Genomic DNA, 25150 nt, shown 5'->3' on the forward strand with positions numbered 1-25150 from the left:
TAGCCGCGGCCGCCGACACGCCTCACTCGGTCAGGGCCTCCTGGGGGACCCGTCGGGCCACGGCCGAGCTGAGCAGGGGCAGAAAGGCCTCCGCCCAGGTGCGGTAGCCGCGGTCGTTCGGGTGGAACATATCGTTGGCCACCTGCGTCAGCACGCTCCGCCAGCCCTGTCGTTTGGTGGTGGCGTGCAGCGGCACGACGGTGAGGCCGTGCTCGGCGGCCACGTCGCGCACGATCTGGTTGGCCACGGCCACCTTGCGTTCGTTGTGGGGCAGGTGGAAGCACGGCAGGTCGGCCACGAGCGCGTGCGGCGGCAGGGCCGCGAACACTGTGCGAATGCCGGATTCGAAGCGTTCCGCATCCCACTGGGCGATGTCGTTGGCGCCGATGGCGACGGTGACGAAGTCGGGCTGCAGCTTGGCGAACCGCGGCAGCTGGTCGCGCACGGCCAGCTCCACGGTGGCCCCTGAGACACTGAGGTTGATCACCCGCAGGGTGCGGCCTGTGGCCAGACGGATGTGGTCGGCCAGGATGCCGACATAACCACGGTTGGGCGCGCTGGCGCCGATGCCCTGCGCGGCACTGTCACCGATGGCCACGTAAAGCAGGTCGCCCTTCTCCTTGGCGTGGGTGCGCCACCAGAGCGAATTGATCGGCAAGGTCTCGTTGAGCTCGGCGGCGTTGGCGGCCAGGTGCAGCTTGAAGCGCCTGTAGTTGGCGACCGCCACCGCTGTGATGCCGGCGGTGGTGGCCAGGGCGCCGGCGGCGAGGGCAAGAGTGCGGGGAGTGGAACTGTCGTTTGTCACCCCGCGAGAGTACCGCCGGCCTCTGACAATTGCCCGGATTGGCGCCGGACCCCTCCTCTCAACTACAATCGCTCTCGGTACCGTGTCCGAGCGGCCGAAGGTGCAACTCTCGAAAAGTTGTGTGGGGGAGACTCCACCGTGGGTTCAAATCCCACCGGTACCGCCACGGGGTTGTTCCTGGAACTGATTGATTCTGTTCCAAGAACTGGTCCCAAAACGAATGGCCTCCGAGGTTTCGGAGGCCATTCGTCGTTTCTGGAGCGGGTAGCGTCTGGTTTCCCGCTCATGCCGGCTGGCGGGCGCCGATTAAACGACAAAGCACGACCAGGTATGCCCGAGCGGCCGATTTTCGGCGCTGCGGTTTGTCCTAGTCGTGCGGTGGAGTGATGAACGGCCGGTTGCAGCGCGCGGTTATGTTCTGAGCGGCGGGTCGAGTTCCGAACCGTCCGGGGCGCCAGGGAGCACCTTGAGTGGCCACTTCGCTTTGTAGTTGGAGTGACCTTCGCGGTCCCGGCGTCGAGTGGTTGCTCGTACTGGCCCCATGCCCGTTGAGGCGGTCGGTTTGCCTTGCGCTGCCCGTGTGGCACGGTCAGTGAGGAACTTGATGATTTTCCGGATGTTCGCGGACACGAGCAGGATCGTCGTCAGTACTTGCTGGGCGGCGAAACCGCGGATCCGTCGGCGCGCTGGAACGTCAAGTGCCTCGTGGCCTTTGGATTTCACGTAGGCGTGGAAGCTTTCATCAGTGTTTCGGCCGACGCGGTAGGCATCGCTCCACTCCTTCGACTGGTAGCGGAAGAGCTGGGCGTCGCGGATGCCGTCCGTAGGGCCGAAGTCGACGGTGCCTTGCGTACAAATTAGGTCGGGGGCTTCAGGGACATTCTTGTCTTGGACGCTCGGGCGGACCTTATCGGGTGCCTTGGGGTGGATCTTTCGGATCGGGCAGGTGACGGCGGGATTGGGTCCGGCGGCCGGGCACATCATCGGGACATGCCCGCGGTCGTCGGGCAGCTCTTTCCGACGAAGTTCGAACGCTGTCCGTTCCTCGAGCCGAGTCCGATAGGTTTCTTCGTCGATTCTGTGTGCGGCGGCATCGTTCGAGGCGTTGAGGAGATCCTTACCTGTACCGGCGCAGTAGTGGCGCCCTTCGACCTGGATGGCACCGGCCTTTCCTCCGCGAACCCCCATGCGCGTCACCTGATAGTCGGTGATGACGTCAAAGCCCATTTTCTTAATCGGTACGTGCAGTGTTTCAGGAAGTAGGTTCGCGAAGTACTCGCGGTCGGCGACGATGGTGCCCGGGGTATATCCGCGATCGATGATTGATTGGGCAACCGCTACTGTGTCACGGGCGAGGTGATGACCGGGCATGCTCATTGAGTAACCGATTGCGATGTTGGCAAACTCTGATTCGGTGCTGCGAGTGTTCGGCACAAGTACGGCGACGTTTCCAGCCCAGCCCCAGACGTATTCAGTGTCATTCCTATTCTCGGGACCGGATCCATCTCGCTTCTCCGGTGATTTGGCGTTCCACCCCGCGTCAGTTTCAATGACGAGTTTGTCTTTGTATTCCTTCTTCGTCTTGGGGTTGAACCTGCGCTCCATGCCCGTTTTGGGGTCGATCGGGGCGCGACCTCGGGGGCTGGTTGCGGCAATCGTTGTTTGGTCGATTCCAATCGTCACGCGCTGTTTCACATGGCGTCGGACGTCACGAGGCTGCAGGCGAAAGGTCATCTCGAGGAAGGCGTCGCTGTACCAGTTGAGGCGTTTGCGCCGCTGGTCGACGAGACTGTGATCGCGCAAGCGGAGGACGCGTTCGCGATCGGCTCGGCTCTGGAGCCGGTAATGCTGCGTGTCGGGATATGGGTCCATGGTTGCGATAAGGCGATGGAACGAGTTCCAGGCCGCGTTGTACCAGCGCCTTGCTTCAATGCGTCCCTTCTGCGAGCCAGACAGTGTGACGGGCAGGCCCAAGTACGTGCGCGCTTCAGTGGTCAGACGCTGGTGCAGCAGGTTTCCCATCTCCCGGGCAGACTGCGGAGCGTGCTCGCGTCCAAGGAGCAGTAGTACGACGAGGACCGTGCGGTCATCGACCAACGGAACACGACCGCCGGCGTGATTGTTCCCGCGATCCTCGCGACGCCAGGCGACGATGTGTTGAACCGTCTTGGATTCATCGACCATCGTGGCGGTCCTGCGAACATCGTCGATGTCGAATTTTGACGTCCGCCCCGAAGTGGTGCCGATCGAGTCGTCGAGGAGGTGCTCGAATTCATTGCCCTCCGATTCCTCGTCCGTCATCGTGAGAGGGGCAGCGGCGATGCCTCTCATGAAGTGACCACCGCTCCGGTGATGAGACGGCGGAGTCCGGTTTGGTCCTCCTGAGTCATCGCCCGCACGTAGGGGGCAAGAGAGGTGGGACTCGTCAGGCCGGCCAGGTAGAGAAGGGTGTCCAGTCGCAGCCCGGCGTTGAGCTGGCCCACTAGCCAGGTGGCACGGAGCCTCGTTGCCGATGGGGTGTGTTCCTCGGGGGCGTCGATGCCGAATTGGTGGATCACCCGAGCCGGGTATTCTGGCAGGCGGTATCCAGAAAAGAGCCAGTCGCCCGGCGCCCTGTCGTTGATGCCCGTGACCAATGTGCGTCGCCACTCCACACGCAGGGGGACCGTGCGAGGGTGCCTGCCGTGCACGCTGACTAGAAGGTCCTCACCATCGGCCGTGACGTCGCTGACGCGGGATAGGGCGATTTCTTCGGCACGCAGGCCCGCGCCGGCACCGAGGGCGAGTAGCACGTGGGCGTTCGCCCGCCGATCGACGTTGGTGCGTCGAGCGGCGGAGCTTCGGAAGATTACGAGCTCCCGGCTGGCGTAGGGGCGAACCGATGCCGGGTCCTTCCGGGTCTGGCGGTCGGGCGTGGTGGTGGTGAAGTGCGCAACGAGTGTGTTCAGGCGTTGCGCCGTCTGCTGTCGGTAGGTTTCGCCGTGGTCTGGCATGACCTCGCACACGAATCGACGGACAAGCGATGGGCGGAACGCTACTGCAGGGTCGAGGTCCGCAGCCGCTGTCTGCCAAAGCCACTGTGCAAACTTCGAGGTTGCCGCAAGGTAGTTCCGAGCGACACCCCGAGTCTGGAGCCCGAGGCCGGTCACGCTGTTTCGGACGAAAACTTCGGTTTCGGCCCAGTGCGCGGCAGGTATCTCGGCGACATAGTTGTCGATGACGCGCTGCACTCCGGGCGGGCTGACGGCGCTCATGCCTGGCCCGTGCAGGGCCGAGAGGTGGGCAGGGAGCTGTGGGATGGTCGTGTGGTGGGGGATGTGGGCTGGAGGATGCTCATACCAAATTGACATGCGGAGGATCCGGGCCATCCCAGGACGAAGTGCCCTATTAGGGCACCAAAACCGATAGCATGAGTGACGGTGACCGATCCGCGTTTTCTTCCGAGAGCTTCCTGTGCGCCCTCGACGAACTTCGGAACACCGCGCCCCGTGACCTGGGACAGCCCCGCTGGGATGACCGAAAGCGCGCTTGATCAACTGGGAACAGCCAAGTTTCAGCACGCGCATGCTCAGCAAGTTCGCGCCGCTCTGGCAGCGGACGGTGCGACGATCGCGTCGTATGCCAAGGCGAACGGAATCGACAAGACCCGCCTGGGACGGATCCTTCGAGGCGACGTGGTCGTCAGGGTAGAAGATCTGGTGAATGCGGAGCGCAACCTCAAGCTGAGGGAACGACGCGCTGCTCCAGGTGAGAGTCCGGTTCAGCGCTGAGGCGTTACCGCGGGGTAGCGACCGCATCTCGCAGCGCGTTCCGGTAGTACCCGGAGTCCGGTTCTCTCACGAACTTGAAGAACCGGTCCAGCGCCTCTGGAGACTGCAGCCCGGCAGCTCGCATCAACGGGATGAGCGGGGTGCCGGCTTCCAGATGCTGCACGACCCAAGTCGCGTGCATTCTTCGGGCCTGCAGCCGGATCTTCCCTTCAGCCCGAGAGACGAAGTCCGTGATCAGGTTCCGGTTGGCACCGGCGTGCTGCTCCCGGAATGCCCAGGTCTCGGTCTGACCGGGATCGACCCGAGCTGCCAAGGCTCGCTCCCATTCACGCAAGACGGGGACCACTCGAGACCGCTCGCCACGTACCCTGATGAGGACGCCGTGGTCGTCGGCGTTGATGTCCCCGATCCTAAGATTGACGATCTCTCGCCCGGACAGTCCCGCGCCCAGACCGAGGGCGAGTAATGCCTCCGCGTTCGACCGGCGTTCATGAGTGGTCTGGGCGATTGCCCAGCTCTTCAAGGTGACAACGTCTCGGGCGGTGTACGGCGGTGACGGATCCGATCCGCCTAGCGGCCGCAGGACGGGCGGCGCCAACGGCGCGTCGAGTAGCGCTTCCGAGATCCTGAGGAGCCGGGATCGCAGGGTGTTCCGACTTGCCTTGCTCCCATAATTCGTAAGACCAACCCCGATGAACCGTTCGATCGTGGAGATGGCGAAAATCACGTCACGTTCAAGGGGCATTGCGGCCGTTTGCCAGGCCCACAGGGTCAGCGGTGTCGCAGCGGCATACAGTTCTCTCTCGGAGTAGGCCGTGCTGGGTGCCGCGTCCACCACCGCGGCGCGTACGAAATTTCCGATATGAGTCCAGTACCTCGCATCGATCTGGGGTAGATAGGCGCTCCCGCCGTCTTCCTTCATCGGGCGCAGACGCACGTGCGGCCGGCACGCACCCGACTGGGCAGATCTGCACACTGGAATGATCGCAACCCACAATTGGGGCAGCGCGACTCTCCAGAGATCACGAGGTGGACCCGGGTGGGCCCGACCTCACCCAGGCAGGTCACCGCCCGCTCCCGGGAAATCATCACGGCTGATGCGTTCAATCGCGGCGATCAGAGACGTGTTCGCCCAGAAGAAGTCGATCTCGTCGTCCCACCCGTCGGTGTGCATCGTCCACCGGCCTCGGTGACCGACTTTGATGGCGGTGATTGTGCGCAAGGGCCTTGCTCGGTCGTTGACGGTCGGCGGGGCGTTGGCGCCGGGGACGCGGGTGACAGTGCCCCGTTCCAGATCAAAGTAATGGTCACTGTCGCGCGTTGACACTCGCCACAGCCCGCCCTCATCTCCGGTGAGCTCGCTCACCTGGTCGGGTTCAACGTTGCGGTCGGTCATTGTCGGTCCTTTCTGGTGCGTTGGTGTCGGGCTCGGCGGGTGCGCCGTTCCGGTAGAGGAGTTCCAGGTCGAGGGTGGTGGTGTTGAGAATCGCGAGGTTCACCCTGTGCTTCCCGTTCATATCGAGCACCACCACGCGGGTGGGGTGGGGCTGGCCCGGCAGCGACAGTGTCTCGTCGTAGTGGCGGTGGTAGTGGCCTCCGAGAGTCAAGCGCGGGCGAGTTTGCAGGACCGCCCGGCGAAACATGACCCGGCTGCCGGCCGCATAGGCGATATCGGCGGGTAAGTAACCCGCGTTGCGGGCGCTCTTCTCCAGTGCGTGCTCGTCCATGAGCGGTGCTTCATGGCCGAGGAGTACGTCGGCATGGTCTGAGCCGAGCTGGCGGAGGTCGGCGGCTGTGATTTGTTCCTCGGGCCACCAGCTCACGCCCTCTTGGCGGAACCGGCGGTCGATGCTGTTGGCGCCGCCCAGAGCAGCCAGGGTGAACTGCGTACCGATTTGTGTGCGATACCCGCGGGGGAGGTGACCGATGTTGGCGGAAATCCACCGGATGCCGTCTGCTGAGATCGGAAACTCCAGGAGCTTCGGAAAGTACTCGTGATTGCCGTCGATGAAGAGCATGGCCATCTGGTGGCGGGCGAGGGCACGTGAAATCTTGCGTAATGCGATCTGCCAGTTTGTGCCCGGCCAGAGGACGCCCCAATCGCCGAGCTGGATGACACAGGTCACCCCGCGGTCAGCGAAAGTCTGGACCGCTTGCATCGCGTGCTCGAGGTCACCGTGGAGATCGCCCATGACCCCGATTCGGCGAACCGTGGACAGTGACGGCACGGCGTAGGGCGTGGACGAGAAATCCTGGACAGGGCGGTGCGCACGTTCACGCGGGTCGACATCCGTGCGCAGGTCCGGGGGTGGTGGCACCGATTCGGGCGCGATCATGGGGTGCACCTGACGCGTGGGATGATCCCGCCGTTGATGTACCCGCCGCCAAATCGGGAGGACTCCGCAGTGGGCGCTGGGGTTCGCTGGTGTGCGCCTAGCCGGCGGACCACCGAGATCGTCGAGCACTGCGCGGCGGGCGTCTGATTGGTGCTCATCGCGTTTGGCTCACCGGCGGAGGGCAATGGTTCGGGGGTCATGATCCTGCTCCGGCGTCTTCGGGGTCCGGATCATCGCGGTCGATCGCCACCACCGGCGTCGACAGACGAATCGTCGCGTCCACGCCTTCGACCGCGAGGTCGATGAGCAGGTGCATCCGACGGCCCACCGTGCACTCCACGACTCGCAGCACTCGCACGGTGGCACCGTCCCGACGCAGGGAATGCTCGCGCCCAGGATCATTCCGCACCGGTATCCGGCACATCTCGTACCGGTCCAGGTCCAACCAATACGTCGACCCCGACGCCGTGTAGACGCGGAACTGCCCGGAAACCTCGTCCATCAGAGACGTCATCAGCAGCATGACGGCGACCGCTGCTCGGTGTGCACCAGCGCGCCGGCGGAGGTGGCGGCGGAGGGGGCGTGCAGCGTGCTGCCTCGTTCAGGCTGGCACACGACGTCATTGGCAACGGCTGTCACGGCCGGTGTGGTGGTTCGCACGTTGAGGACCTCGTGTGGTGTCTGAGCGCCTGCTTCGGGCGGCATTTGGTCGGGCATTCGCGCACCTCCGAGTGTCGCGCCGGTCGGATGACCGGTCGGTGCTGGGACGGTAGCCCGGTCCTGCCCGCCGGCGGATCCGTGCAGGAATACATCCTCCGAAACGCCGCTGCACCTGCGCCGCGCATGACCTATCCGACATCGCACGCCGTGCGAGTCGGGAAGGCCCCATGTCCGAACCAAGCCCGCTTGAAGCACTCCACGCCGAATATGCCCAGCTTCACCGCCAGGACCCCAACACCCTCACGCAGGATCAGAAAAGGTCTCTCACCATCTACAGCGCCGAACAAACCTGGCGCGACACCGGTGACATAGCCGACACCGCCCCTCGAGACATCGCCGACTGGATCCGCAGCATGGCCGCACTGGAAGCCTTTGTGCGCTCCGAGGGCCGCTTGCCGCGCGAGAACCGACGCCTACCCCCCGGCGCCATTTCAGCCGAGGAGAAACGGAGCAACAACAGCATTCGCGCCCAGCGCCGAAGCTACGCTGCAGGGCGCCTCTGCTCCTACCAAGTGCGCCGGCTGCTCTGCGTCCCCGAGTTCAGTTTCCACCCGACAGAGGACAGATGGCGGGCGAACTACGCCGCCTACGCCCATTTCACTACCGCGCACGGACACGCACCCAGGCTGCGCAGTACCGATGACGCCGAACAGGCCCTCGCCCGGTGGGCGGCAAAGACCCGAATGGCACGCCGGGCCGGAACGCTCTCGCCGGCCAAGGTCGCGACCCTGAACGAACTCAACTTCTGGGCCTGGGGAGCCCCAGGCCGTCGAACGTGACCTCACGTGCAGGAATACACTTCGGACGCTCCCTGAGTTTCCCACGGCGGACGAGCGCAGGATAGAAGGATGAATGACGGTGACGACGGAGACGGAACCGAGCGTCAAGGTGCACCACGCTCTGCGGGCGACTCCGCCTCTAGCCCAGAAATACCCGATGCGGAAACCCAGTCGCACGCCTCGCCGCAGGTAGCTAGGAGCCTTCACGCCACCAAGTTGGCTTGGGACCGAATGGAAGCCGAGTTCGGGCTGCTGACAGACAGCGAGGTGGCCAAAATCCTGGGGGTCACGTCCACCAACCTGATCCGGCTTCGCAACTCCGGCAGGATCATCGCAGTAAAGCGTGGTCCCTCGGTCCGATATCCCGGATTCCAGTTCGATCGAGCCAGCCGTGCCATCCTCCCCGTCATCAGGCCCCTCGTCGCGGTGGCCCGCGATAACGGGTGGTCGAATGAAAGCTTGACTCTCTGGATGCTCGGACCAACCACTTCGTTCGAGGAAGAGGACCGGCCGGCGGATCACCTGCACGAACCTGAACTGTTGTTGGCCGCCGCTCACAGTCACATGGAAGCCCTCTGGTGACCAGGGGCAAGAGGGGCCGCGATTCTATAGATCCCTCGTCGACGGCCCCAGAGGCGGCCCACTCACAGAAAACGAACGCAGTGCCTAACGGCGAAGGGTCGCCCGAGGCACAGATCTGGGACTCGTTGATCGGCCCGTTCTACGATCGCGCCGGAGCCATGCGTCTGTCCCACTTGTCCTGGCATCAGCTGGAGCATTTCTCCAGAATTGGAAGGATCCTTCGGACCAGAACACAGGACGGCGACGGACTCTACCCGTGTTTTCAGTTCGGGCCCGCAGGAGAGCCCTTAGCGGGTCTGAGCGACGTGTTGTACGTATTGGACCCGGGGTTGGTTGATCCTTGGGGTGACGCGCTATGGCTCAATGCGGCCCTCCATCGATTCAACAATCGATCCGCTGCGGAGCTGATGCGGGCGGGGAAGATCGATGTGGTCATCACCGCTGCGCGAAATGACCGTGCCAAGTGGGATCGATAGCAGTCCACCGCGATGAGTCGACGTGATTGAAAGTGACCACCGGCCGATACACGGCGTCGAGATCCTAGCGCCGGCGACGACTCACGACGGATTTCCGGTGCGCATCAGCGCGCGCCGCTGTCGCCCCTCGCCAATAGGCTGAGCAACAGGTAATACGAGGGGAAGTACGCGCCACATGGCCGAGAACAACAACGGGGCATTCATCTGGTCGATCGCGAACCTGCTGCGTGGCACCTACAAGCAATCCGATTACGGCAAAATCGTTCTTCCCTTTACGATCCTGCGTCGCCTCGACGCCGTGCTGGATCCTACGAAGGATGCCGTTCTTACTGAGTACGAGAAGCGGAAGAACGGCAATATCCCGCTTGAGAAGCTTCTCCCGGCGGTTTCCGAGCACGCCTTCTACAACACCAGCCTGTATAGCTTCGAGAAGCTCACTGGCGATCCAGCAAACGTGCGCGCGAACCTCCTCAACTACATTGACGGCTTCTCCACCAACGTGCGGGACATTTTCGACCGGTATGACTTCCCGGCCCAGATCGCCAAGCTCGATGAGAACGGTCTGCTCTACCTCGTCGTCCAGAAGTTCGCTGGCGTCGACCTGCACCCCGACCGAGTCAGCAACACCGAGATGGGCCTCATCTTCGAGGAACTCATCCGCAGATTCGCTGAGTCTTCCAACGAAACTGCGGGAGAGCACTTCACCCCGCGCGAGGTCGTGCGCCTGATCGTCAGCCTTCTCTTCACCGAGCACCCCGATGAAGACCCCAGCAAGTCACTCAGCGTGCCTGGCGCGGTCCGCACCGTCTACGACCCCACCGCGGGAACAGGCGGGATGCTCAGCGTCGCCGACGACTACGTGCGTGACCACTACCCGCAAGCGTCTCTCACCCTTGTCGGTCAGGAGCTGAACGCCGAGTCCTTCGCTATCGCTAAAGCTGACATGGTCATCAAAGGCCAGGCGATCGACAACATCATCTGGGGAGACACCCTCACCGACGACGGCCACCTCGGGAAGACCTTCGACTACGGAATCAGTAACCCGCCCTTCGGTGTCGAGTGGAAGAAACAGCAGGCGTTCGTTCAGAAGGAATACGACCAGCGCGGATTTGACGGCCGCTTCGGACCGGGTCTCCCGCGCGTCTCCGATGGTTCGCTGCTCTTCCTCCTGCACCTGGTGAAGAAGATGCGCCCGAAAGCCGAAGGCGGCGGCCGGGTCGGCATCGTCCTCAACGGCAGCCCGCTCTTCACCGGCGGTGCCGGCTCCGGCGAGTCCAACATCCGCAAGTACGTCATCGAGAATGACCTCCTCGACGCCATCATCGCCATGCCCACCGACCTGTTCTACAACACCGGCATCGCCACGTACATCTGGATTCTCGACAACGACAAACCCACCAGTCGCAAAGGCAAGGTGCAGCTCATCGATGCCACTGACCAGTGGGTCAAAATGCGTAAGAGTCTTGGCTCCAAACGCCGCCTCATCAATCCCGAACAAATCGAACACATCGTCCAGCTCTACGGCACCAACGGCGAAGACGCAGAAGCGATGAATACTGACGCCTCAAAGATCTTCGCGATTGACGACTTCGGCTACACCACCATCACCGTCGAACGGCCCCAGCAATTCAACTGGGAAGTGACCCCGGAACGCTTGGAGCTCGCCCTCGTAGCCAAGAACCTCGCCGCAGTGGCCGAGCCGGTCGAGCTCGCACTCCTGGATCTCAGCACAGCTCGGGAGCCCACGACGGATGCCGCCGTCTTCACCACCCGCATCAAGAAGGCTCTAGCCGGTGCCGGCGTCACCCTTACCGCGCCGCAGTTGAAGGCCCTCATCGCGGGACTCTCCGAACGAGACGAGACCGCGCCGGTAGTCACCGACAGCAAAGGCAAGCCGGTTCCCGACACCAACCTTCGTGACACGGAAAACGTGCCACTCACCGAGGACATCGACGCCTACATTGCAAGAGAAGTCGCCCCACACGTAGAGCACTTCTGGGTCGACCGCACCAAGGACAAAATCGGCTACGAAATCCCGTTCACCCGACACTTCTACAAATACGTACCGCCACGCCCCCTCGCAGACATCGACGCGGACCTCAACACGCTCGTGCAGGAGATCACGGTGCTGCTGGCGGAGGTTGAAAGTAAGTGACACGCTTCGGTTCGGCCGTTCGGAGGGTAGACGAGCGATGCCCAGGAATTGACTTGCCGCTCTTGTCTGTTTCTCAAACCAGAGGAGTTCTCCGCCAAAGTGAGCTGATGAATCGGCCACCTCGGGCTGATTCATTGGACGCCTACAAGGTCTGCCGCCGAGGCGACATCGTATTCAACAAGATGAGTATTCGCTCCGGAGCGATGGGGGTCGCAGCTGAAGATGGTTTAGTCACCTACCACTACGAGGTGATGCGGCCCTGTCCTGGAACAAATCCGCATTATATCATGTACCTCATGAAGTCATCGCACTTCACAGGAGAACTTATCCGACGCGAACGTGGCATTGGGGCGGGGGGGAATTCTGGTGTCCGCACGACGGAAGTTCCATTTAGCGCGCTGCGAACCGTTGACGCATACATCCCCCGCCCAATTGAGCAGGGGCAGATTGCGGAGTATCTGGATCGGGAGACCGGGCAGATTGACGCGCTCATCGCCAAGCAGGAGCGACTGGTCGAGGCACTGACCGAGCGGCTAGACGCCCAATGGTCGGGTCTGGTGGCAGGCCTCGAGCGCGAGTGTCCGATAGTTCAGCTTCGTCGCGTCGTGTCTTCAATTGTTGATGGACCATTCGGGTCGTCCCTCACGTCGGCCCACTACTCCGACTCTGGCGCTCGTGTCATTCGTTTGGGCAACATAGGCGTGTTTGAGTTCAAGAGTGTCGACGAAGCTTTCATCCCACTGGAATATGCCGCACAGCTGGGAAACCATGCGGTTGTTGCGGGTGACGTGCTCGTTGCTGGCCTTGGCGACGAAAAAATGCCGCTGGGAAGAGCCACCATTGTTCCCCTTGGTCTCGGGCCGGCGATCGTGAAAGCCGACTGTTACAGAGTCCGCCCAACCTCTGTCCTGGTTCCGGAGTTCCTCGCGTGGATGCTTTCGTCGCCGCAATTGCGTGAGCAGTTTCGAGTCCTTAGTAGGGGCTCAACGAGATCGCGACTCAATACGGCAGTGGTTCGAGAGGCTCGGTTGGCGCTTCCGCCACTTGATGAGCAAAAGGCCGTACTGAAGAGGTTCGTTGAGGCTCGCCAGGAATTCGTGGCCTTGAGCGTCAAGGCGCGTCAGATGGCCGAAGTTCTCATGGAGCGCCGACAAGCTCTGATCAGTGCGGCGGTCACGGGGAAGATTGATGTGAGGGGGCTCTGATGGGGCAGCACAACGAGAAGCCATTCGAAGAGGAACTGGCTTTGTATTTGGAGTCGCAGGGGTGGGAGTACTCGCCGACTAGCACCGGGTATGACAAGGATCGGGCCCTATTCCCGGCGGATGTGTTCGGGTGGCTGACCGACACTCAGCCCGACGCGTTGGCGAAGGTTGTGAAGCCGGCGGACGCGGCATCGGTTCAGCAGAAGTCGCGCGATGTGCTGCTCGACCGGCTGGTGAAGTCGCTCGACGCGCCGTTCGATAGCGTGGGTGGGGTGCAGGGTGGAACTCTGTCGGTGCTGCGGCGGGGGTTCAAGTTCACGCCGGTGTCCTTGCGCATGGCGCAGTTCAAACCAGCGGACGGGTTAAACCCGAAGACGACCGCTGACTACGGCAAGATGCGCCTGCGGGTGATGCGGCAGGTGTTCTACTCCACCGTGAACAAGAAGAGCATCGACCTGGTCTTCTTCGTCAACGGCCTGCCGGTGGCCACCCTGGAGCTGAAGACGGACTTCACGCAGAGCGCGCAGGACGCGATCGCGCAATACCGCACGGATCGGAATCCCAAGGGGGAACCGCTTCTCTCGTTCGGCCACCGGGCGCTCGTGCACTTCGCGGTGTCGAACTCCGAAGTATTCATGACCACGCATTTACGCGGTCAGGACACGTTCTTCCTGCCGTTCAACAAGGGCAACGACGGCAAGGCCGGCAACCCGATGAACCCGAACGGGTCGGCGACGGCGTACCTGTGGGAGCGGGTGTTCCAGAAGGATGCGTGGCTGGGAATCCTGGGCCAATTCATGCACCTGCAGGTGGAGAAGACCATCGACCCGGTGACCGGGGTAGTCGAGAAGACGGAAACGTTGTTGTTCCCTCGGTTCCAGCAATGGGAGTCGGTGACGAAGCTCATCGAAGCCGCCAAGGCCGAGGGGCCGGGACACCGGTATCTGATCCAGCACTCGGCCGGGTCGGGCAAGACGAACTCGATCGCGTGGACTGCGCATCAGCTGTCGACTCTGCACCGGGCTGATGGCAGCAAGGTGTTCAACTCGGTGATCGTGGTCACCGACCGCACCGTGCTTGACACCCAGCTGCAGGATGCGATCAAGCAGATCGACGCAAAGACCGGCGTGGTCGTCGGCATCGACGGAAAGGCTGCCGGGTCGAAGTCGTCCAGGCTCGCGGAGGCGCTCACCACGGGCGCACAGATTATCGTTGTCACCATCCAGACGTTCCCATTCGCGATGGCCGAACTGGCCAAACTCGAGGGCACCCTCGCCGGCCGCAACTTCGCGATCATCGCGGACGAGGCCCATTCCTCGCAGACTGGCACCACGTCGAACAAGGTGAAGTCCGTTCTGAACTCTGAGGAGCTCAAGGATCTCGCTGACGGCGGTGAAATCGACATGGAGGCGCTGCTCGCGGCCGACATGGAGAACCGTGCGAACGCGTCGAACATCTCCTATTTCGCATACACGGCCACGCCGAAGGCGAAGACCCTGGAACTGTTCGGCCGTGTTCCTGAGGGTGGGGAGCTGCCGCAGGCGTTCCACCTGTACACGATGCAGCAGGCCATCGAGGAAGGATTTATCCTCGACGTGTTGCGCAACTACACCCCGTACAAGGTCGCGTTCAAGCTGGCCCACAACGGCCAGGAGTACGATTCCGAGGGCCCGCTGGTCGAAAAGACACAGGCGGTGAAGGAGCTTATGCAGTGGGTGCGGCTGCACGAGTTCAATATCACCCAGAAGGCTGCGCTCATCATCGAGCACTTCCGCGAGAACGTCGGCTGGCGGCTGAACGGCAAGGCCAAGGCGATGGTCGTCACCGGCTCCCGCAAGGAGGCCGTGCGCTACAAGCTCGCCTTCGACGAGTACCTGAAACGCACGGGCCACGTGGACGTCCGCGCCCTCGTCGCCTTCTCCGGGGAAGTGCTGGACGAGGCATTGAGCCCCGACGCGTTCACGGAGATCAACATGAATCCCGGGCTCAAGGGCCGGTCGCTGCCGGAGGCGTTCAAGACCGACTCCTTCCAGGTCATGCTCGTGGCCAACAAGTTCCAGACCGGGTTCGACCAGCCGCTGCTCGTGGCCATGTACGTCGACAAGAAGCTCTCGGGCGTTACCGCCGTGCAGACTCTGTCGCGGTTGAACCGGATGGCCAAGGGCAAGGACACCACGTTCGTGCTCGACTTCGTGAATGATCCCGAGGTCATCCGCGAGTCCTTCGACCCGTACTTCAAGGAGGCGAAGCTGTCCGCGGTGTCCGACCCGAACATTGTGCACGACATCAAGGACAAGCTCGATGCCATGCACATTTACGAAGAATACGAGGTCGACGCCGCGGCATCCGTTGAGGTGTTCAAGAAAGGCAATAACGCCCTCACAGCAGCCGTAGCACCGGGCAAGGAACGCTTCAACAAGCGCTACGACGTGGCCCTTCTCGATGGTGACGGCGTCGAGGTGGATCGGTTGGACCTCTTTCGTGGGGACCTGACTGCGTTCGTCAATGCCTACGACTTCTTGTCGCAGATCATCAACTACGAAGACACGTCGGTGGAGAAGCACGCAATCTACTACCGGGCGCTCGCACGCGTGATCCGGGAGGATAACCGGCGCAGCCCGATCGACCTGGCCGGCGTCGAGCTGATCGGCTACGGCATCAAGAAGCACGAGACGCAGAGCATCAGCCTCGATGACGGCGTGCTGGATCCGATGACGGCGTCTGGGTCGAAGAAACCCGTGGATCCCGTGCTCGCCCGGCTGTTCGAGGCGGTCAACCAGCTCAACCAACTGTTCGACGGCGACGGGCTGACGGCTGCCGACATGATGGGCTTCTACGCTCACGTCAAGGGCAAGGCTGGTGAGAACGCAAAGATCACCACCCAGATCGCCGCGAACACCGAGCAACAGTTCCTGTCCAGCCCCGACCTGGGCAGCACTGTCACCAACGCGATCGTCACGTCGGGCTCGAATTTCGAGTCCATGGTGGCGGAGGCGCTGAACAGTGATGTGAAGCTCGCGAAGATTATTGAACTGATCGGGCGGGCGCTGTACCGGGATTGCAAGGACGCTGCCTAGTGGACTGGACGGCGGTTGCTGCGGCGATCAGTGCTGTAGCGGTGGTCGTGTCCCTCGTCATATTCACTGTTGAAAGTCGGCGTCGTGCCGAAGAGGCGCGTAAGGCCGCCACCCACGACGCAATCTCACGCGTGCTCCAAACAATGGAGAGCGCCGTTCGATGGCAACAGAAGCCTGTGTTTATCAGGATGTTCGCAAATCCGGAGCTCGACTACGCCCTCGCCGTGCTGAGACTGCGACATGAGCTACCGAATGAGGAATCGCCGGTCGCACAGTGGACGATGTCCCAAGCGCAACTCATGATGGCTGCGACATCGGATCGCGGATCACGCGACATAGGCGTGCAGGTGGCGAGCAAGCTCGTCGAGTGGGGTCAGGGAGCGGTCCCGGATGAGTGGTTCCTGACGGAATTGGAGTTGCATCCACCCCAGGCACAATTCAAGGTGCCGCGCGAGCGCCGCCGCCGCCGTTCTCTGTCACGGGCAAAGGAAGGCTTCGCAGAGGGAACAGCGATTGGGCTGGTCGTCCTACTCTTCCAAGGGCTGAAAGCCCTCTGGACAACTGTCAAGTAGAAGTCAGTCAGGACAAAGCAATGGGGCGGCATGACAAGCTTCCGGTATGAAGAATGAACTCACCGCGGCTGAGGCAGCAGAAATCGTCGGCAAATCGGCCAAGCACTTTCGTGCCACGCTCCGGGGGATGAAAGCTGATGGCGACCTGGACCCAGAGGGCGCGTGGCAGGAACCGGCCAAGGCGAACGGCCTCTGGAAGATCCGTCGCGTCTACCTGACTGTGCTGGCGGCTGATCGAGGTTGGACAGTGGAGCAGGGCTAGGCCGATCTCTCAGGCGGCCGCCGTTGGCCGCCGCGACGCTGAGGTCGACGCAAAGCCGGCTTAACTGCTCATAATGCGGGGGAGCCTCGACGCCCTAGTGTCCAGCCTGACGAGCCTGGAGCGACACGTTACTTGGGAGGGCTCAGCGCGGCGATCAGGGCGCCCCAGAGAAAAAAGAAGCTGAGGACTGCGCACCAAACCATGACGTAGAGGACCGGCAATCCGAAGTGGGGTTCGATGGCGGAGACGACAGCAAAGGCAAAGAATGCGACCATCGCCGCCACGAAGCTCCAACCGGACAGCCGAAATAGAGGAACCATCCACCGATGATGCGCTCTCTTCGGCAGGTTCGACGCTGCATTGAGCAACACGCCGGCGCCGACGATGCCAGCCCCAAGCCCACCGCGTCGTCGCCCCATAAGTGCAGGCTAACGTACGAATCGACGGATCCAAGCGCGGTCACAGCCCAGGCTCTCCGCCTACCCGTTGCCCCTGGGGCGTGTGGTCTGCCAGGCCGGGAGCAGTACGCGCCCCGGACTGGGGGAGCAGGACGGACCGGGGCGCGGAGCCTCTCGGCTACGCTCGATTCCGGGCGCCGCCCCACTTTCTCCGCCATCGCGGAGGTGTCCCGAAAAAGACAATTACGGTTGCGCAAGCGATCGCAGTACCCGGGGCGGTGCCCGTCTGTGTGCCCGCGGACCCCTCGACGGGGTCGGGGCTGGTGACATATGGGCTGTTATCGGCGAAGCGACCGCCGCTCTTGGGTATGTCACAGGTGCTAGATATGTTGGGCGTGTGGAGATTCGTGGCATGCGAGGGCGCCATCGGTGAGATCTCTGCAGCGTAGAATAGGTAACCAGGGGTAGGAGAGAATAATGAGCGACGTACTGATTGAGTCACCTCTCTCGAATCGTGCGATCTCCGAGTACGCCGAGCGCGTAGGGACGCACCACGGTATCTACTCAGAGACTGGACAAGCGGATTTGAAGCGGCTGATCGGGATTCTCGGCGGCCATGTCGACGTGTCTCCGTCGGTGTACGCCGGTGAAGCACTTAGCGTTCGGACAAGGGGCGACTTCACGGTCCACCTTCCCCCGATGACATCCGATCGGCGCGACCGCTTCACTATGGCTCATGAACTCGGGCACTACTTCTTGCATTACCTGCAGCCAGCCTTCGAGGGTCCCAGGACCTTCGGGCGGGGCACCCGCAACAAAGCGGAGACTCAAGCCAATTTCTTTGCTGCGTCCCTCTTGATGCCTGCGGACAAGTTCAAGGCGTCACATGCCGTCCATGGGTCCGACTGGTGGGCAGTGGCCAACGTTTTTGGCGTATCGCCTAAGGCCGCCGAAGTTCGTGCGCAGGTCTTAGGTATCTAATTTGGTGCCCCGACGAAGTAACGACAAGTCAAAGCTTTTCCTCTCTTGTGACTTGGTTGGATCGACCCATTTCAAGCAGACAAAGCCCGGTTGGCAGAAAGTATTTCTGAGTTTTTATCGCGAGTTTCCGCAGTTCGTGAATGATGCGGAGCGCCAGCAGAGTGCTCAGGATGGGTTGAGCACGGAATTTCATCTCTGGAAAGCGATCGGCGACGAACTGATATTTGAGGTCGAGGTCAGGGACGAGCAAGCCGTAGGTAGGGCCGTTCGTATCTGGTTAGACGCCGTCAAGAAATATGAGGACCAGGTTCTTGAGGATGCGAACCTGGCACTGAAGGGTGGGGCATTCATCGCAACATTCCCAGGGCCGGACAGCGAGTCAACTATTCCGAGGAAACCGGGCACGGAGGCGTCGGATGCCGCAGTCGTGGTCCTCAACGACAAAGCTCTCAAGGGTCGGCGCTCGGACACTGCATTTATGTACGACTATTTCGGGCCCAGCATCGACACGGGATTCAGGATTAACGGACTGGCGTCGCGACGTTACTTCACGGTATCCATCGAGGTGGCGTGGGCGATGGCGCTGGCGGCGCACCACGCTGACGCCTCAAAGGCCGGTAGCTCTCTTCAGACCATTGCCGACTTCGTTTTCCGCGGCGCCCACGTCCTCAAGGGAGTCTGGCAGAGCCGCGAGTACCCCGTCTTCGCTGTAGATCGAGAGCACCACGACTCGGTGAACATCGCGATGGGGAAACTTAACGGGAAGCCTCTTGAGGCGATGGGGATCATCGACGTCTGTCGTGCGTGCAGTGCAGATCAGCACTGGCCCTTTGCACTGTACCTCCCCGACTCCAGCCAGGAGTCATTCCGCGCTGAGCCGATCGATGCGATGGGAGCTCTTCGCCAGGTGGAACTCTCGCTTGAGGGCGCCGAGAGCCAAGTGCCTCAAAACGAGCCGGGAACTTCGTTGGAGGCCAGCAGCGCGCCACTCGGGTAGGGAGTTGCCCGCACTCGAGCCGTGAAGCTGGGCGAGATCAATGCCACGCCCCAGGGAGAGACGTAGTCGGTAGGCCGATGCCAATTTTACGGCTCAAAGTGGGCACACCTCCTGCCGAGGTCATGCGCTCGGCCGCCCTTGGACAAGTCAGTCCATATTTACGAAATGATCGTATGCATCATTGGTGACGTCCGTGAAGTGGCCGGCGTGGCCGTTCTCGGCTTCGTGAATTGCACGGGCGACGGATCTCCGGTCGAACGGGACAGGGAGGCCGCTTGTGACCCAGCCCCAATACGGATGCTTGTTCAGGAAGGAGTCCACTTTTCCAATCGTTCCCAGGATCACGTGCGCATCCCCCAAGGCCAACCCCGATCTCCACAGGTAGTGGTCACCGCTGAGTCGGCCTTCGCGCGTGACAAGGCTGAATCGGCCAGGGGCCCATTCGGCCACGATGCCGTCCTCGGGGCGGCTGCCGTGCAATAAGGGGTTGCGGTAGTCGTTGGCGAGGCTCTTCAAAGCGGCGAGAACTTGATTGGTCTCTGGCTCGGTAACGTCGTTGTATGCGATGGAGAATTGATCTGCCCACCGTGAGCCAAGCAGGTCAACCAACCGGAATTCCGGTTCGAGCGCTCTTGGCGAGAATCCACTCAGCAGAATAAGGACATGCTGTAAGTAGGAGAAATAGCCGGCGACAAGTGCGGTGGCCAGGTAGGCGATTTCGTGTTCGCGTCGCTGGGCCCGTCGACCCGCGACCATGAGGCTCTGAATGAAGTCGATCGCGGATTCGGCGCTTCCACCTCCGGTGCGCGTAGTCGGGGAATCGGTAAGTCCTTGAGTGTGCGCGACGAGTGCAACGTCGAGTTTGCTGGAGAAGTAGTCAACCATTCCTCGGTAGCGCGCGTACTGGTTTTGGACACTCGCCGCGCCTCTGTCGATCTGCGCCGCAATTGCAGGAGCCACGACCTTGCTATTGAGAAAATGGACTGCCTTCGTCAATCTGTCGTCGATTTTCGCGCCTAGCTCGTCGGTGTCGACGCCCTCCGCGGAGTGCATATCGATACGGACTCCAAGCTTTGTATGTCGCATTCGGCAGGGGACACCGTCGAAGGAGAAGGATACTGACCAACGCGTCTTCTCGAACCAAGGATCGGCAATCCCGCCGGCGGCCCGGAGCACAACCTCTGCAAGCTCCGACACGTCGGCGAGCGCACCGGAAGGCCGGAACGTTGGCGATGAGTCAGGGACGTCGCCAATCGGGCCGGCAAAGTCTCGGAGGAGGGTTCGGTTGAGCTGTTTGACCGCTGCCACGAGCGCTGTGACAAGCGCGTTATCGGGATGGGGAGCGCTGGCAGAGGGAGGGCCCGGGTTCATACCGTTGAGCTTAGGTCGCTGTCGCGTCTGGAGTGCGGAGCGGCTTCCCGCTTTCCAAGTGCTCCCGGTGTGGTCGCGTAGTTGACCGGGATCTGTGACCATCCACGCTCAGACCATCCTGTGTGCTTCAATGAGCGTCATGCGATCATTCTTCGGTGGGGTATTCGGTATCGCCGCGCTGATTGTTGGCATTGTCGCCTGGGGGCAGAACAGCCTCGGCGCAGGAGTACTTTGGGGTTTAGTGGCGCTCGGTTTGCTCATTGGCGGCGCCGGGCTGTCACAGTCCAAGCCCTCGCCGAAGGACTTGACTGACGGCGAGGATCTGGTTGCCAAGGAGAATAGTCGCAAAGTCGCAATGCACCTGGCCGATATGGGCGGCATGCCCGCGGTCATGGCACGCCAGTGGCTGCAGGCGTACGGTGTCGACAACAGCCTGCCGATCTTCGGCGCGCGACCGTACTGGACTCCGAGCGGTCCAGGGGGCGCTCCCGAGCTGCTCTCCTTGATCGGGCTGCGCGGTGCCGACAAACGACTGCAGTATGTGCGGGAGGCGGCAGGAGGTGACATCCTCCTCGAGATCATTGCGGATGACCCGAACCCCAGGGTGCGAGACGCTGCCCGCGCGCGGTTGCGGTAGATCCGTAGGTCGGTCGGTACAGGCCACCGCTAGTGAAACCGTGCCCGCCTCTAATCCGTCGTGGCTGAAACAACCGAATCAATGCGGTGGCCGGTCCGCTAGACCCTAAAGAGCCACTTGCCTCAGCGCCCGAGCGCAGACCCAAAATAACCGTGCAGGCTGGACCGGAGAGGATTAATCGGCCAAGCGCAGAGGATGTGCGCGAAAGTGCCGGATAACTGCCCACTGATCTAACGGCCTGTGAGTTATAGGAACAACCCGCCACGAAAAACCCCGTTGATCCTTGTGATCACGGGGTTTTTTTGTCCCCGGACGCGGTCACACCCCACGGAAATCCCACAACTGATCGAGCTCGCGCGGTTCTCTCGCCCGTGAACAGGTTCGCAATCATGGGTACGCTCGATGAGGCGCGTTTGCGGAACTGGTTCACGCGCCGCTCGGCGGGCAATGTCCCGTCGCGCTCAGCTCGAACGTGAAGGAAACACCGTGTCTGATCACGCAAGAATCAAGGGCCACACCGTGACCCGCACCGTCCACATCGAGGCTTCGCGCGCGCGCGTCTGGATGGCGCTGACCGACCCCGAGGTGATGGTCCAGTGGTTCGGAGACGCTGTGATGTTCGCCGCGCTCGAGCCCGGCGCTACCGGCAGCATCGACTGGGATGACTACGGCAGCTTCCCGATCGAAATCACCGAGGTGGTGCCCGACGACTCGTTCGGCTTCCGTTGGTCCGGAATCCCCGCCGAAAAGCTCGACGAGTACTCGACGCACGTGCGCTTCACCATCGCCGATGCTGGTACCGGGACGGATGTCACGGTGATCGAATCGGGCTTCGATACGCTCCCCGGCGGTACCCGCTACCGTCGCGAACGTCTCGAGCAGAACCGAGAGGGCTGGGACGTCGAACTCGACGAGCTCGCGATCCTCCTCGAGGATGTTGCCCAGTAGTTCACGATCACGGGGGAGTCGCTCGATGAGTCGGCCGCAGATCGGACACTGCTGAAATTCGTTCTGCGTTATCGAGAGCTACCGAGACGGCGTCCAGGTCATCATCGAAGAGATCTGGATCGACGCTACGTTCAGCGCAGCGCCCAGAAGGGCAGCGAGGCGACCACCCCGCCGAGCAGAATCAACGCGACTGCTATCACCGGCGATGCCGTGACGTCACCGGTGCCCAGGCGCGTGGTGATGCGGGACAGCAAAGCGTGCGTCCGCCGGCGGGAGAGGATGCCCACGGTGAGAAGCACGAGGCAGGGGAGGCAGTAGATCACGGCGTAGCCAGCGAGGATCAGCAGCCCTGCCCCGGTAGTGACACCGGCGTTGAGGAGGCGTTCGATCGCGATGAAGTACGGAAACGCGTTGGGCAGGTCGGCGCCGGTCAGAAGCGCGCCGAACGGAAGCGCCGTCCAGGGCGTGAACCAAGCGGGCAGTGCGATGGGGGTGCGGGGTCTGGTGCGGAACCGCCGGATGCCGGCGAGGATCAGCACGAGGCCTGCGGCGGCGAAGGCGACGTATCGGATGCCCTGTACGATGCCGTCGACCGCTCCGGCAGCTGCGCCCGCGCCGAGGAACAGAGCAGCGCCGGCGCCGAACACGGTGAGTGCTGCACCGAGCACCGTCACCAGTGCCGTCAGCGCGGGGCGCCGGGGGGCGGCAAGGAGGATCAGTGTCACTGCGACGATCGTGGCCGGGTTGAACGAGTCCAGCACCGCGAGCCCGGCGATCGCGAGCAGAAGAGGCGCGCTCACCGCCTGTCCGGCCCCGGACCGCGTACGAGGACGTCGATCAGGGCGTCGAGCTCCGCCTCCGTGGGGGCGGTTTCGATGCCGGCGACGACGTTCGCGGCGAGTCCGTCTCCGACTAGACGGATGATCCGCGCTCGAGTTGCGTCTCCCGTGTCGTCCTGGATCATCGACTCCCACCGCGCGATCGCCTCCCGCGATGCGGCCGCGACGTCGTCTCCGGGCGTCTCGACCGCACGGTGCGCGATGGCCAGCGCCCGGAACAACGCCACGTCCTCCCCGGCCGGCACCGAGATTCGCAACCACGTCTCCGCCGCTCGGCCCTCCGTCGATGCGGCGACCATTATGGCGTCGATTTCCTCAAGGGCAGCCACAGCCAGTCCTTGCACAAGCGCCGCCCGGGAGGGGAAGTGATGCAGGAGGCCACCCTTCGAGACGCCGGCCTTGCTCGCCGTCTCGTTCAGCGAGGGGACGACTCCGCGATCTAGTGTGAGCTGTCGGGCGGCGCCGAGAATGAGTGCTTTGCGATCCATGCGAGCATCGTATCAAGAAAGACCGTCCGGACGGTCGGTTTCACAGTTGATTCCACTCCGCGTTCGCCCGGCAGGTGGCGAGCCGGCCCGGGACGCACCGGAGCCGGACGTCGACCCGTCGTTTTCGCTAGCCTTGAGCCTTCCCGACCACCGCCCGCGAGGAGCACGCCTACCCATGCCGACAGTTGCGCTGGAGCCTCGCTATTTCGACCGGATGGGCTCCTCGCTCGGTGACAAGGCGCGGATGGTGCTGCCGCACCTGCGTGGCCCCCTGGTGCTGGATGTCGGAGCCGGCGGTGGCGAGCTCACCGCCGCGATCGCGGGTGCCGGCTTCCGGACATCCGCCCTGGACGCCGCGCCGGACGCCATCACCAGGCTGACTGCGCTCGGGATGTTGCACGAGGTGCGGCGCGGCTACGCCGAGCAGGTGCCGCAGCTCTTCGACGAGCCGTTCGACACGATCGTCGTGAGCGCCCTGCTGCATGAGGTCTACTCCTACGGAACGTCGCCGAATACCGAGCCAATCCTGCGCGGGTACGACGCGCTGGCACTCACCGTGACCCGGTGCCGCGAGAGCCTGCGCGGTCGGGGCCGCTTGATCATCCGCGACGGTGTCATGCCGGAACGGCCCACGGAGCTGGCGACCGTGGACGGATTGTCCGACGAGGACGTCGAGGCGTTCCACGATTACCTGCGGCGCAGCCCGCACCCGTTGTTGCGGGCGCTGCACCTGCGCGGGCGGAGCCTGACCGGCACCCGGCATGCCGTCGCCGAGTTTCTGCTCACGCTCACCTGGGGCATCGAGACCTTCCCGCGGGAAGCCCTGGAGCGTTATCAGCTCTTCACTCTGGGCGGGTACAGCCAATACGCAGGGGACCTGGGCTTCGATCTCGTGCACAGCGAGGCGGTCACCCAGCAGGGATACGTCGACGCCCTCTCTTGCCTCAGAGTCACAAGCGGCGACCGGCCGTGGTTCCCGGCCACGAACGGCCTGTGGGTGTTCGAGAAGCGATCAACCCCGTAGCCGGCTCTGCAGCAGCCGAAGCCCGCCGACAACTGTTGCCGGTGTACCGGGCGCAAGTGCCCGGATGGGCAACAGTTGCGCGGACTAGAAGAGGTGACCGTAGCCGAGAGCGACGAGGAGGTGGCGCACCGGTCTCGAGGCGCCCGGAGCGCCTGTCGCAGCGTCTAGGAAGACATGCGGGACTGCACCCAGTCCAGTGAATGTCGCGCCTGGTCGGCGCTGAGGCGGGTCTGTCCACCACAGTTCGTGCACTCGTTGGAATATTTGGTGGAGAACGAGAACAGCGGCAGAAAAAACACCGTGAACCGGTTCGCAGACTTCACGACATTTTGCGGCGCTCGCTCCCCGCAGAATGTGCAGACGAACGTGACGACGTTGATGACCTTCTGCGAGGCATTGATGCCGAAGAGGAGAAACATTGTCGGTTCCTTCCGAGGGTGTCAGGAGAAGGATTGCCCGACTCCCGGTAGTAGTCAGGCGGCGACGCGCAGGGCCGAACGCAGGTGCGTGAGGCCCTCGCTCAGACGGGAATCGGCGACGTCGACGCTCACGCCGAGCAGGTCGGCGACCTGATTGTTGCTGAAGCCCGAGTAGTAGGCGAGGTGAATCGCCTGGCGGTGTTCCGGCGACAGGGTGTCGATGGCGTCCGTGGCGTGGTCGAGGGTATGAGTGGTTGTGAACATGAATCGTACTTTTCGTTATGACGTGTGAAGGCGGCGCGCAGCATT

26 protein-coding genes and 1 tRNA gene are annotated in these 25150 nt (G+C 62.7%); 14 read left to right on the top strand and 13 right to left on the bottom strand.

Features of this window, described 5'->3' with window-relative positions; genetic code table 11:
* Window positions 1-22: 22 nt before the first annotated feature.
* Entirely contained in the window at window positions 23-805 is a 783-nt protein-coding gene (locus tag E3T19_RS00780) for an SGNH/GDSL hydrolase family protein (protein WP_088457298.1), read from the bottom strand.
* A 76-nt stretch (window positions 806-881) separates the two neighbouring features.
* Between E3T19_RS00780 and E3T19_RS00785 the strand changes: the two genes are divergently transcribed.
* Window positions 882-971, top strand: a tRNA-Ser gene (locus tag E3T19_RS00785).
* Window positions 972-1216: 245 nt separating this feature from the next.
* On the opposite strand, the gene E3T19_RS00790 is transcribed toward E3T19_RS00785, so the two are convergent.
* Together E3T19_RS00790 and E3T19_RS00795 are read right to left on the bottom strand one after the other, a co-directional pair.
* Complete coding sequence (locus E3T19_RS00790) at window positions 1217-3106, bottom strand: hypothetical protein (RefSeq protein ID WP_134407818.1); 1890 nt, start codon at window positions 3104-3106, stop codon at window positions 1217-1219.
* A gap of 26 nt (window positions 3107-3132) precedes the next feature.
* Window positions 3133-3798, bottom strand: a complete 666-nt coding sequence (locus E3T19_RS00795) for a hypothetical protein (RefSeq protein WP_134407819.1) — start codon at window positions 3796-3798, stop codon at window positions 3133-3135.
* 495 nt (window positions 3799-4293) lie between these two features.
* On the opposite strand from E3T19_RS00795, the gene E3T19_RS00800 reads away from it, so the two are divergent.
* A complete protein-coding gene (locus E3T19_RS00800) occupies window positions 4294-4575 on the top strand; it encodes a hypothetical protein (protein WP_134407820.1) in 282 nt (93 codons plus the stop codon).
* Between the two features lie 4 nt (window positions 4576-4579).
* Here E3T19_RS00800 and E3T19_RS00805 read toward each other — a convergent pair whose 3' ends face one another.
* From E3T19_RS00805 to E3T19_RS00820, 4 genes are all read right to left on the bottom strand, one after another.
* A complete protein-coding gene (locus E3T19_RS00805; protein ID WP_134407821.1) occupies window positions 4580-5497 on the bottom strand; it encodes a hypothetical protein in 918 nt (305 codons plus the stop codon).
* A 129-nt stretch (window positions 5498-5626) separates the two neighbouring features.
* Window positions 5627-5971 carry a hypothetical protein gene (locus tag E3T19_RS00810; RefSeq protein ID WP_134407822.1) on the bottom strand — a complete coding sequence of 115 codons (345 nt, stop codon included), beginning with the start codon at window positions 5969-5971 and terminating at the stop codon, window positions 5627-5629.
* Entirely contained in the window at window positions 5952-6911 is a 960-nt protein-coding gene (locus tag E3T19_RS00815; protein ID WP_134407823.1) for a metallophosphoesterase, read from the bottom strand. Before E3T19_RS00815 ends, E3T19_RS00810 begins: the two co-directional genes overlap by 20 nt.
* A gap of 196 nt (window positions 6912-7107) precedes the next feature.
* Window positions 7108-7413, bottom strand: coding sequence for a hypothetical protein (locus E3T19_RS00820; protein WP_134407824.1), 306 nt, complete (start codon window positions 7411-7413; stop codon window positions 7108-7110).
* Between the two features lie 385 nt (window positions 7414-7798).
* On the opposite strand from E3T19_RS00820, the gene E3T19_RS00825 reads away from it, so the two are divergent.
* The 7 genes from E3T19_RS00825 to E3T19_RS00855 all read left to right on the top strand — a co-directional run bounded on the left by E3T19_RS00825 (window position 7799) and on the right by E3T19_RS00855 (window position 16739).
* Window positions 7799-8410, top strand: coding sequence for a helicase associated domain-containing protein (locus tag E3T19_RS00825; RefSeq protein ID WP_134407825.1), 612 nt, complete (start codon window positions 7799-7801; stop codon window positions 8408-8410).
* A 231-nt stretch (window positions 8411-8641) separates the two neighbouring features.
* On the top strand, window positions 8642-8992 hold the full coding sequence (locus tag E3T19_RS00830; protein WP_166788751.1) for a helix-turn-helix domain-containing protein: 351 nt from the start codon (window positions 8642-8644) through the stop codon (window positions 8990-8992).
* A 651-nt stretch (window positions 8993-9643) separates the two neighbouring features.
* Window positions 9644-11623, top strand: a complete 1980-nt coding sequence (locus E3T19_RS00835; protein WP_134407827.1) for a class I SAM-dependent DNA methyltransferase — start codon at window positions 9644-9646, stop codon at window positions 11621-11623.
* Between the two features lie 134 nt (window positions 11624-11757).
* Window positions 11758-12828 carry a restriction endonuclease subunit S gene (locus tag E3T19_RS00840; RefSeq protein ID WP_166788752.1) on the top strand — a complete coding sequence of 357 codons (1071 nt, stop codon included), beginning with the start codon at window positions 11758-11760 and terminating at the stop codon, window positions 12826-12828.
* The gene (locus E3T19_RS00845; RefSeq protein ID WP_134407829.1) at window positions 12828-15905 is read left to right on the top strand and encodes a type I restriction endonuclease subunit R; all 3078 of its coding nucleotides are present in this window, start codon (window positions 12828-12830) and stop codon (window positions 15903-15905) included. Before E3T19_RS00840 ends, E3T19_RS00845 begins: the two co-directional genes overlap by 1 nt.
* Window positions 15905-16477, top strand: coding sequence for a hypothetical protein (locus E3T19_RS00850; protein WP_134407830.1), 573 nt, complete (start codon window positions 15905-15907; stop codon window positions 16475-16477). Before E3T19_RS00845 ends, E3T19_RS00850 begins: the two co-directional genes overlap by 1 nt.
* 46 nt (window positions 16478-16523) lie before the next feature.
* A complete protein-coding gene (locus E3T19_RS00855; protein WP_134407831.1) occupies window positions 16524-16739 on the top strand; it encodes a hypothetical protein in 216 nt (71 codons plus the stop codon).
* 128 nt (window positions 16740-16867) lie between these two features.
* Here E3T19_RS00855 and E3T19_RS00860 read toward each other — a convergent pair whose 3' ends face one another.
* On the bottom strand, window positions 16868-17158 hold the full coding sequence (locus E3T19_RS00860; protein WP_134407832.1) for a hypothetical protein: 291 nt from the start codon (window positions 17156-17158) through the stop codon (window positions 16868-16870).
* A 456-nt stretch (window positions 17159-17614) separates the two neighbouring features.
* Between E3T19_RS00860 and E3T19_RS00865 the strand changes: the two genes are divergently transcribed.
* Window positions 17615-18118, top strand: coding sequence for an ImmA/IrrE family metallo-endopeptidase (locus E3T19_RS00865; protein WP_134407833.1), 504 nt, complete (start codon window positions 17615-17617; stop codon window positions 18116-18118).
* Between the two features lie 52 nt (window positions 18119-18170).
* Window positions 18171-19115 (top strand): hypothetical protein, encoded by a 945-nt coding sequence (locus tag E3T19_RS00870; RefSeq protein ID WP_134407834.1) that lies wholly within the window; start codon window positions 18171-18173, stop codon window positions 19113-19115.
* 147 nt (window positions 19116-19262) lie between these two features.
* Here the strand turns inward: E3T19_RS00870 and E3T19_RS00875 are convergent, their stop codons facing one another.
* Entirely contained in the window at window positions 19263-20486 is a 1224-nt protein-coding gene (locus E3T19_RS00875; RefSeq protein ID WP_166788753.1) for a hypothetical protein, read from the bottom strand.
* Between the two features lie 94 nt (window positions 20487-20580).
* Between E3T19_RS00875 and E3T19_RS00880 the strand changes: the two genes are divergently transcribed.
* Together E3T19_RS00880 and E3T19_RS00885 are read left to right on the top strand one after the other, a co-directional pair.
* Window positions 20581-21123, top strand: coding sequence for a hypothetical protein (locus E3T19_RS00880; RefSeq protein WP_134407836.1), 543 nt, complete (start codon window positions 20581-20583; stop codon window positions 21121-21123).
* A 486-nt stretch (window positions 21124-21609) separates the two neighbouring features.
* Window positions 21610-22071: an SRPBCC domain-containing protein gene (locus E3T19_RS00885; protein WP_166788754.1), complete on the top strand. Its 462-nt coding sequence runs from the start codon at window positions 21610-21612 to the stop codon at window positions 22069-22071.
* Window positions 22072-22202: 131 nt separating this feature from the next.
* On the opposite strand, the gene E3T19_RS00890 is transcribed toward E3T19_RS00885, so the two are convergent.
* Both E3T19_RS00890 and E3T19_RS00895 read right to left on the bottom strand, forming a co-directional pair.
* Window positions 22203-22871: a GAP family protein gene (locus E3T19_RS00890; protein ID WP_166788755.1), complete on the bottom strand. Its 669-nt coding sequence runs from the start codon at window positions 22869-22871 to the stop codon at window positions 22203-22205.
* Complete coding sequence (locus E3T19_RS00895; protein ID WP_134407839.1) at window positions 22868-23398, bottom strand: TetR/AcrR family transcriptional regulator; 531 nt, start codon at window positions 23396-23398, stop codon at window positions 22868-22870. Before E3T19_RS00895 ends, E3T19_RS00890 begins: the two co-directional genes overlap by 4 nt.
* Before the next feature lie 175 nt (window positions 23399-23573).
* Here E3T19_RS00895 and E3T19_RS00900 point away from each other — a divergent pair, with 175 nt between their 5' ends.
* Window positions 23574-24422 (top strand): methyltransferase domain-containing protein, encoded by an 849-nt coding sequence (locus tag E3T19_RS00900; protein WP_166788756.1) that lies wholly within the window; start codon window positions 23574-23576, stop codon window positions 24420-24422.
* A gap of 164 nt (window positions 24423-24586) precedes the next feature.
* Here the strand turns inward: E3T19_RS00900 and E3T19_RS00905 are convergent, their stop codons facing one another.
* Together E3T19_RS00905 and E3T19_RS00910 are read right to left on the bottom strand one after the other, a co-directional pair.
* Complete coding sequence (locus E3T19_RS00905; RefSeq protein WP_134407841.1) at window positions 24587-24841, bottom strand: zinc-ribbon domain-containing protein; 255 nt, start codon at window positions 24839-24841, stop codon at window positions 24587-24589.
* Between the two features lie 54 nt (window positions 24842-24895).
* Window positions 24896-25105, bottom strand: coding sequence for an RNA polymerase sigma factor (locus E3T19_RS00910; protein WP_088457294.1), 210 nt, complete (start codon window positions 25103-25105; stop codon window positions 24896-24898).
* Between the last annotated feature and the right edge of the window lie 45 nt (window positions 25106-25150).

This window comes from Cryobacterium sp. TMT4-31, from assembly GCF_004403385.1.
Taxonomy (GTDB): Bacteria; Actinomycetota; Actinomycetes; order Actinomycetales; family Microbacteriaceae; genus Cryobacterium; species Cryobacterium zongtaii.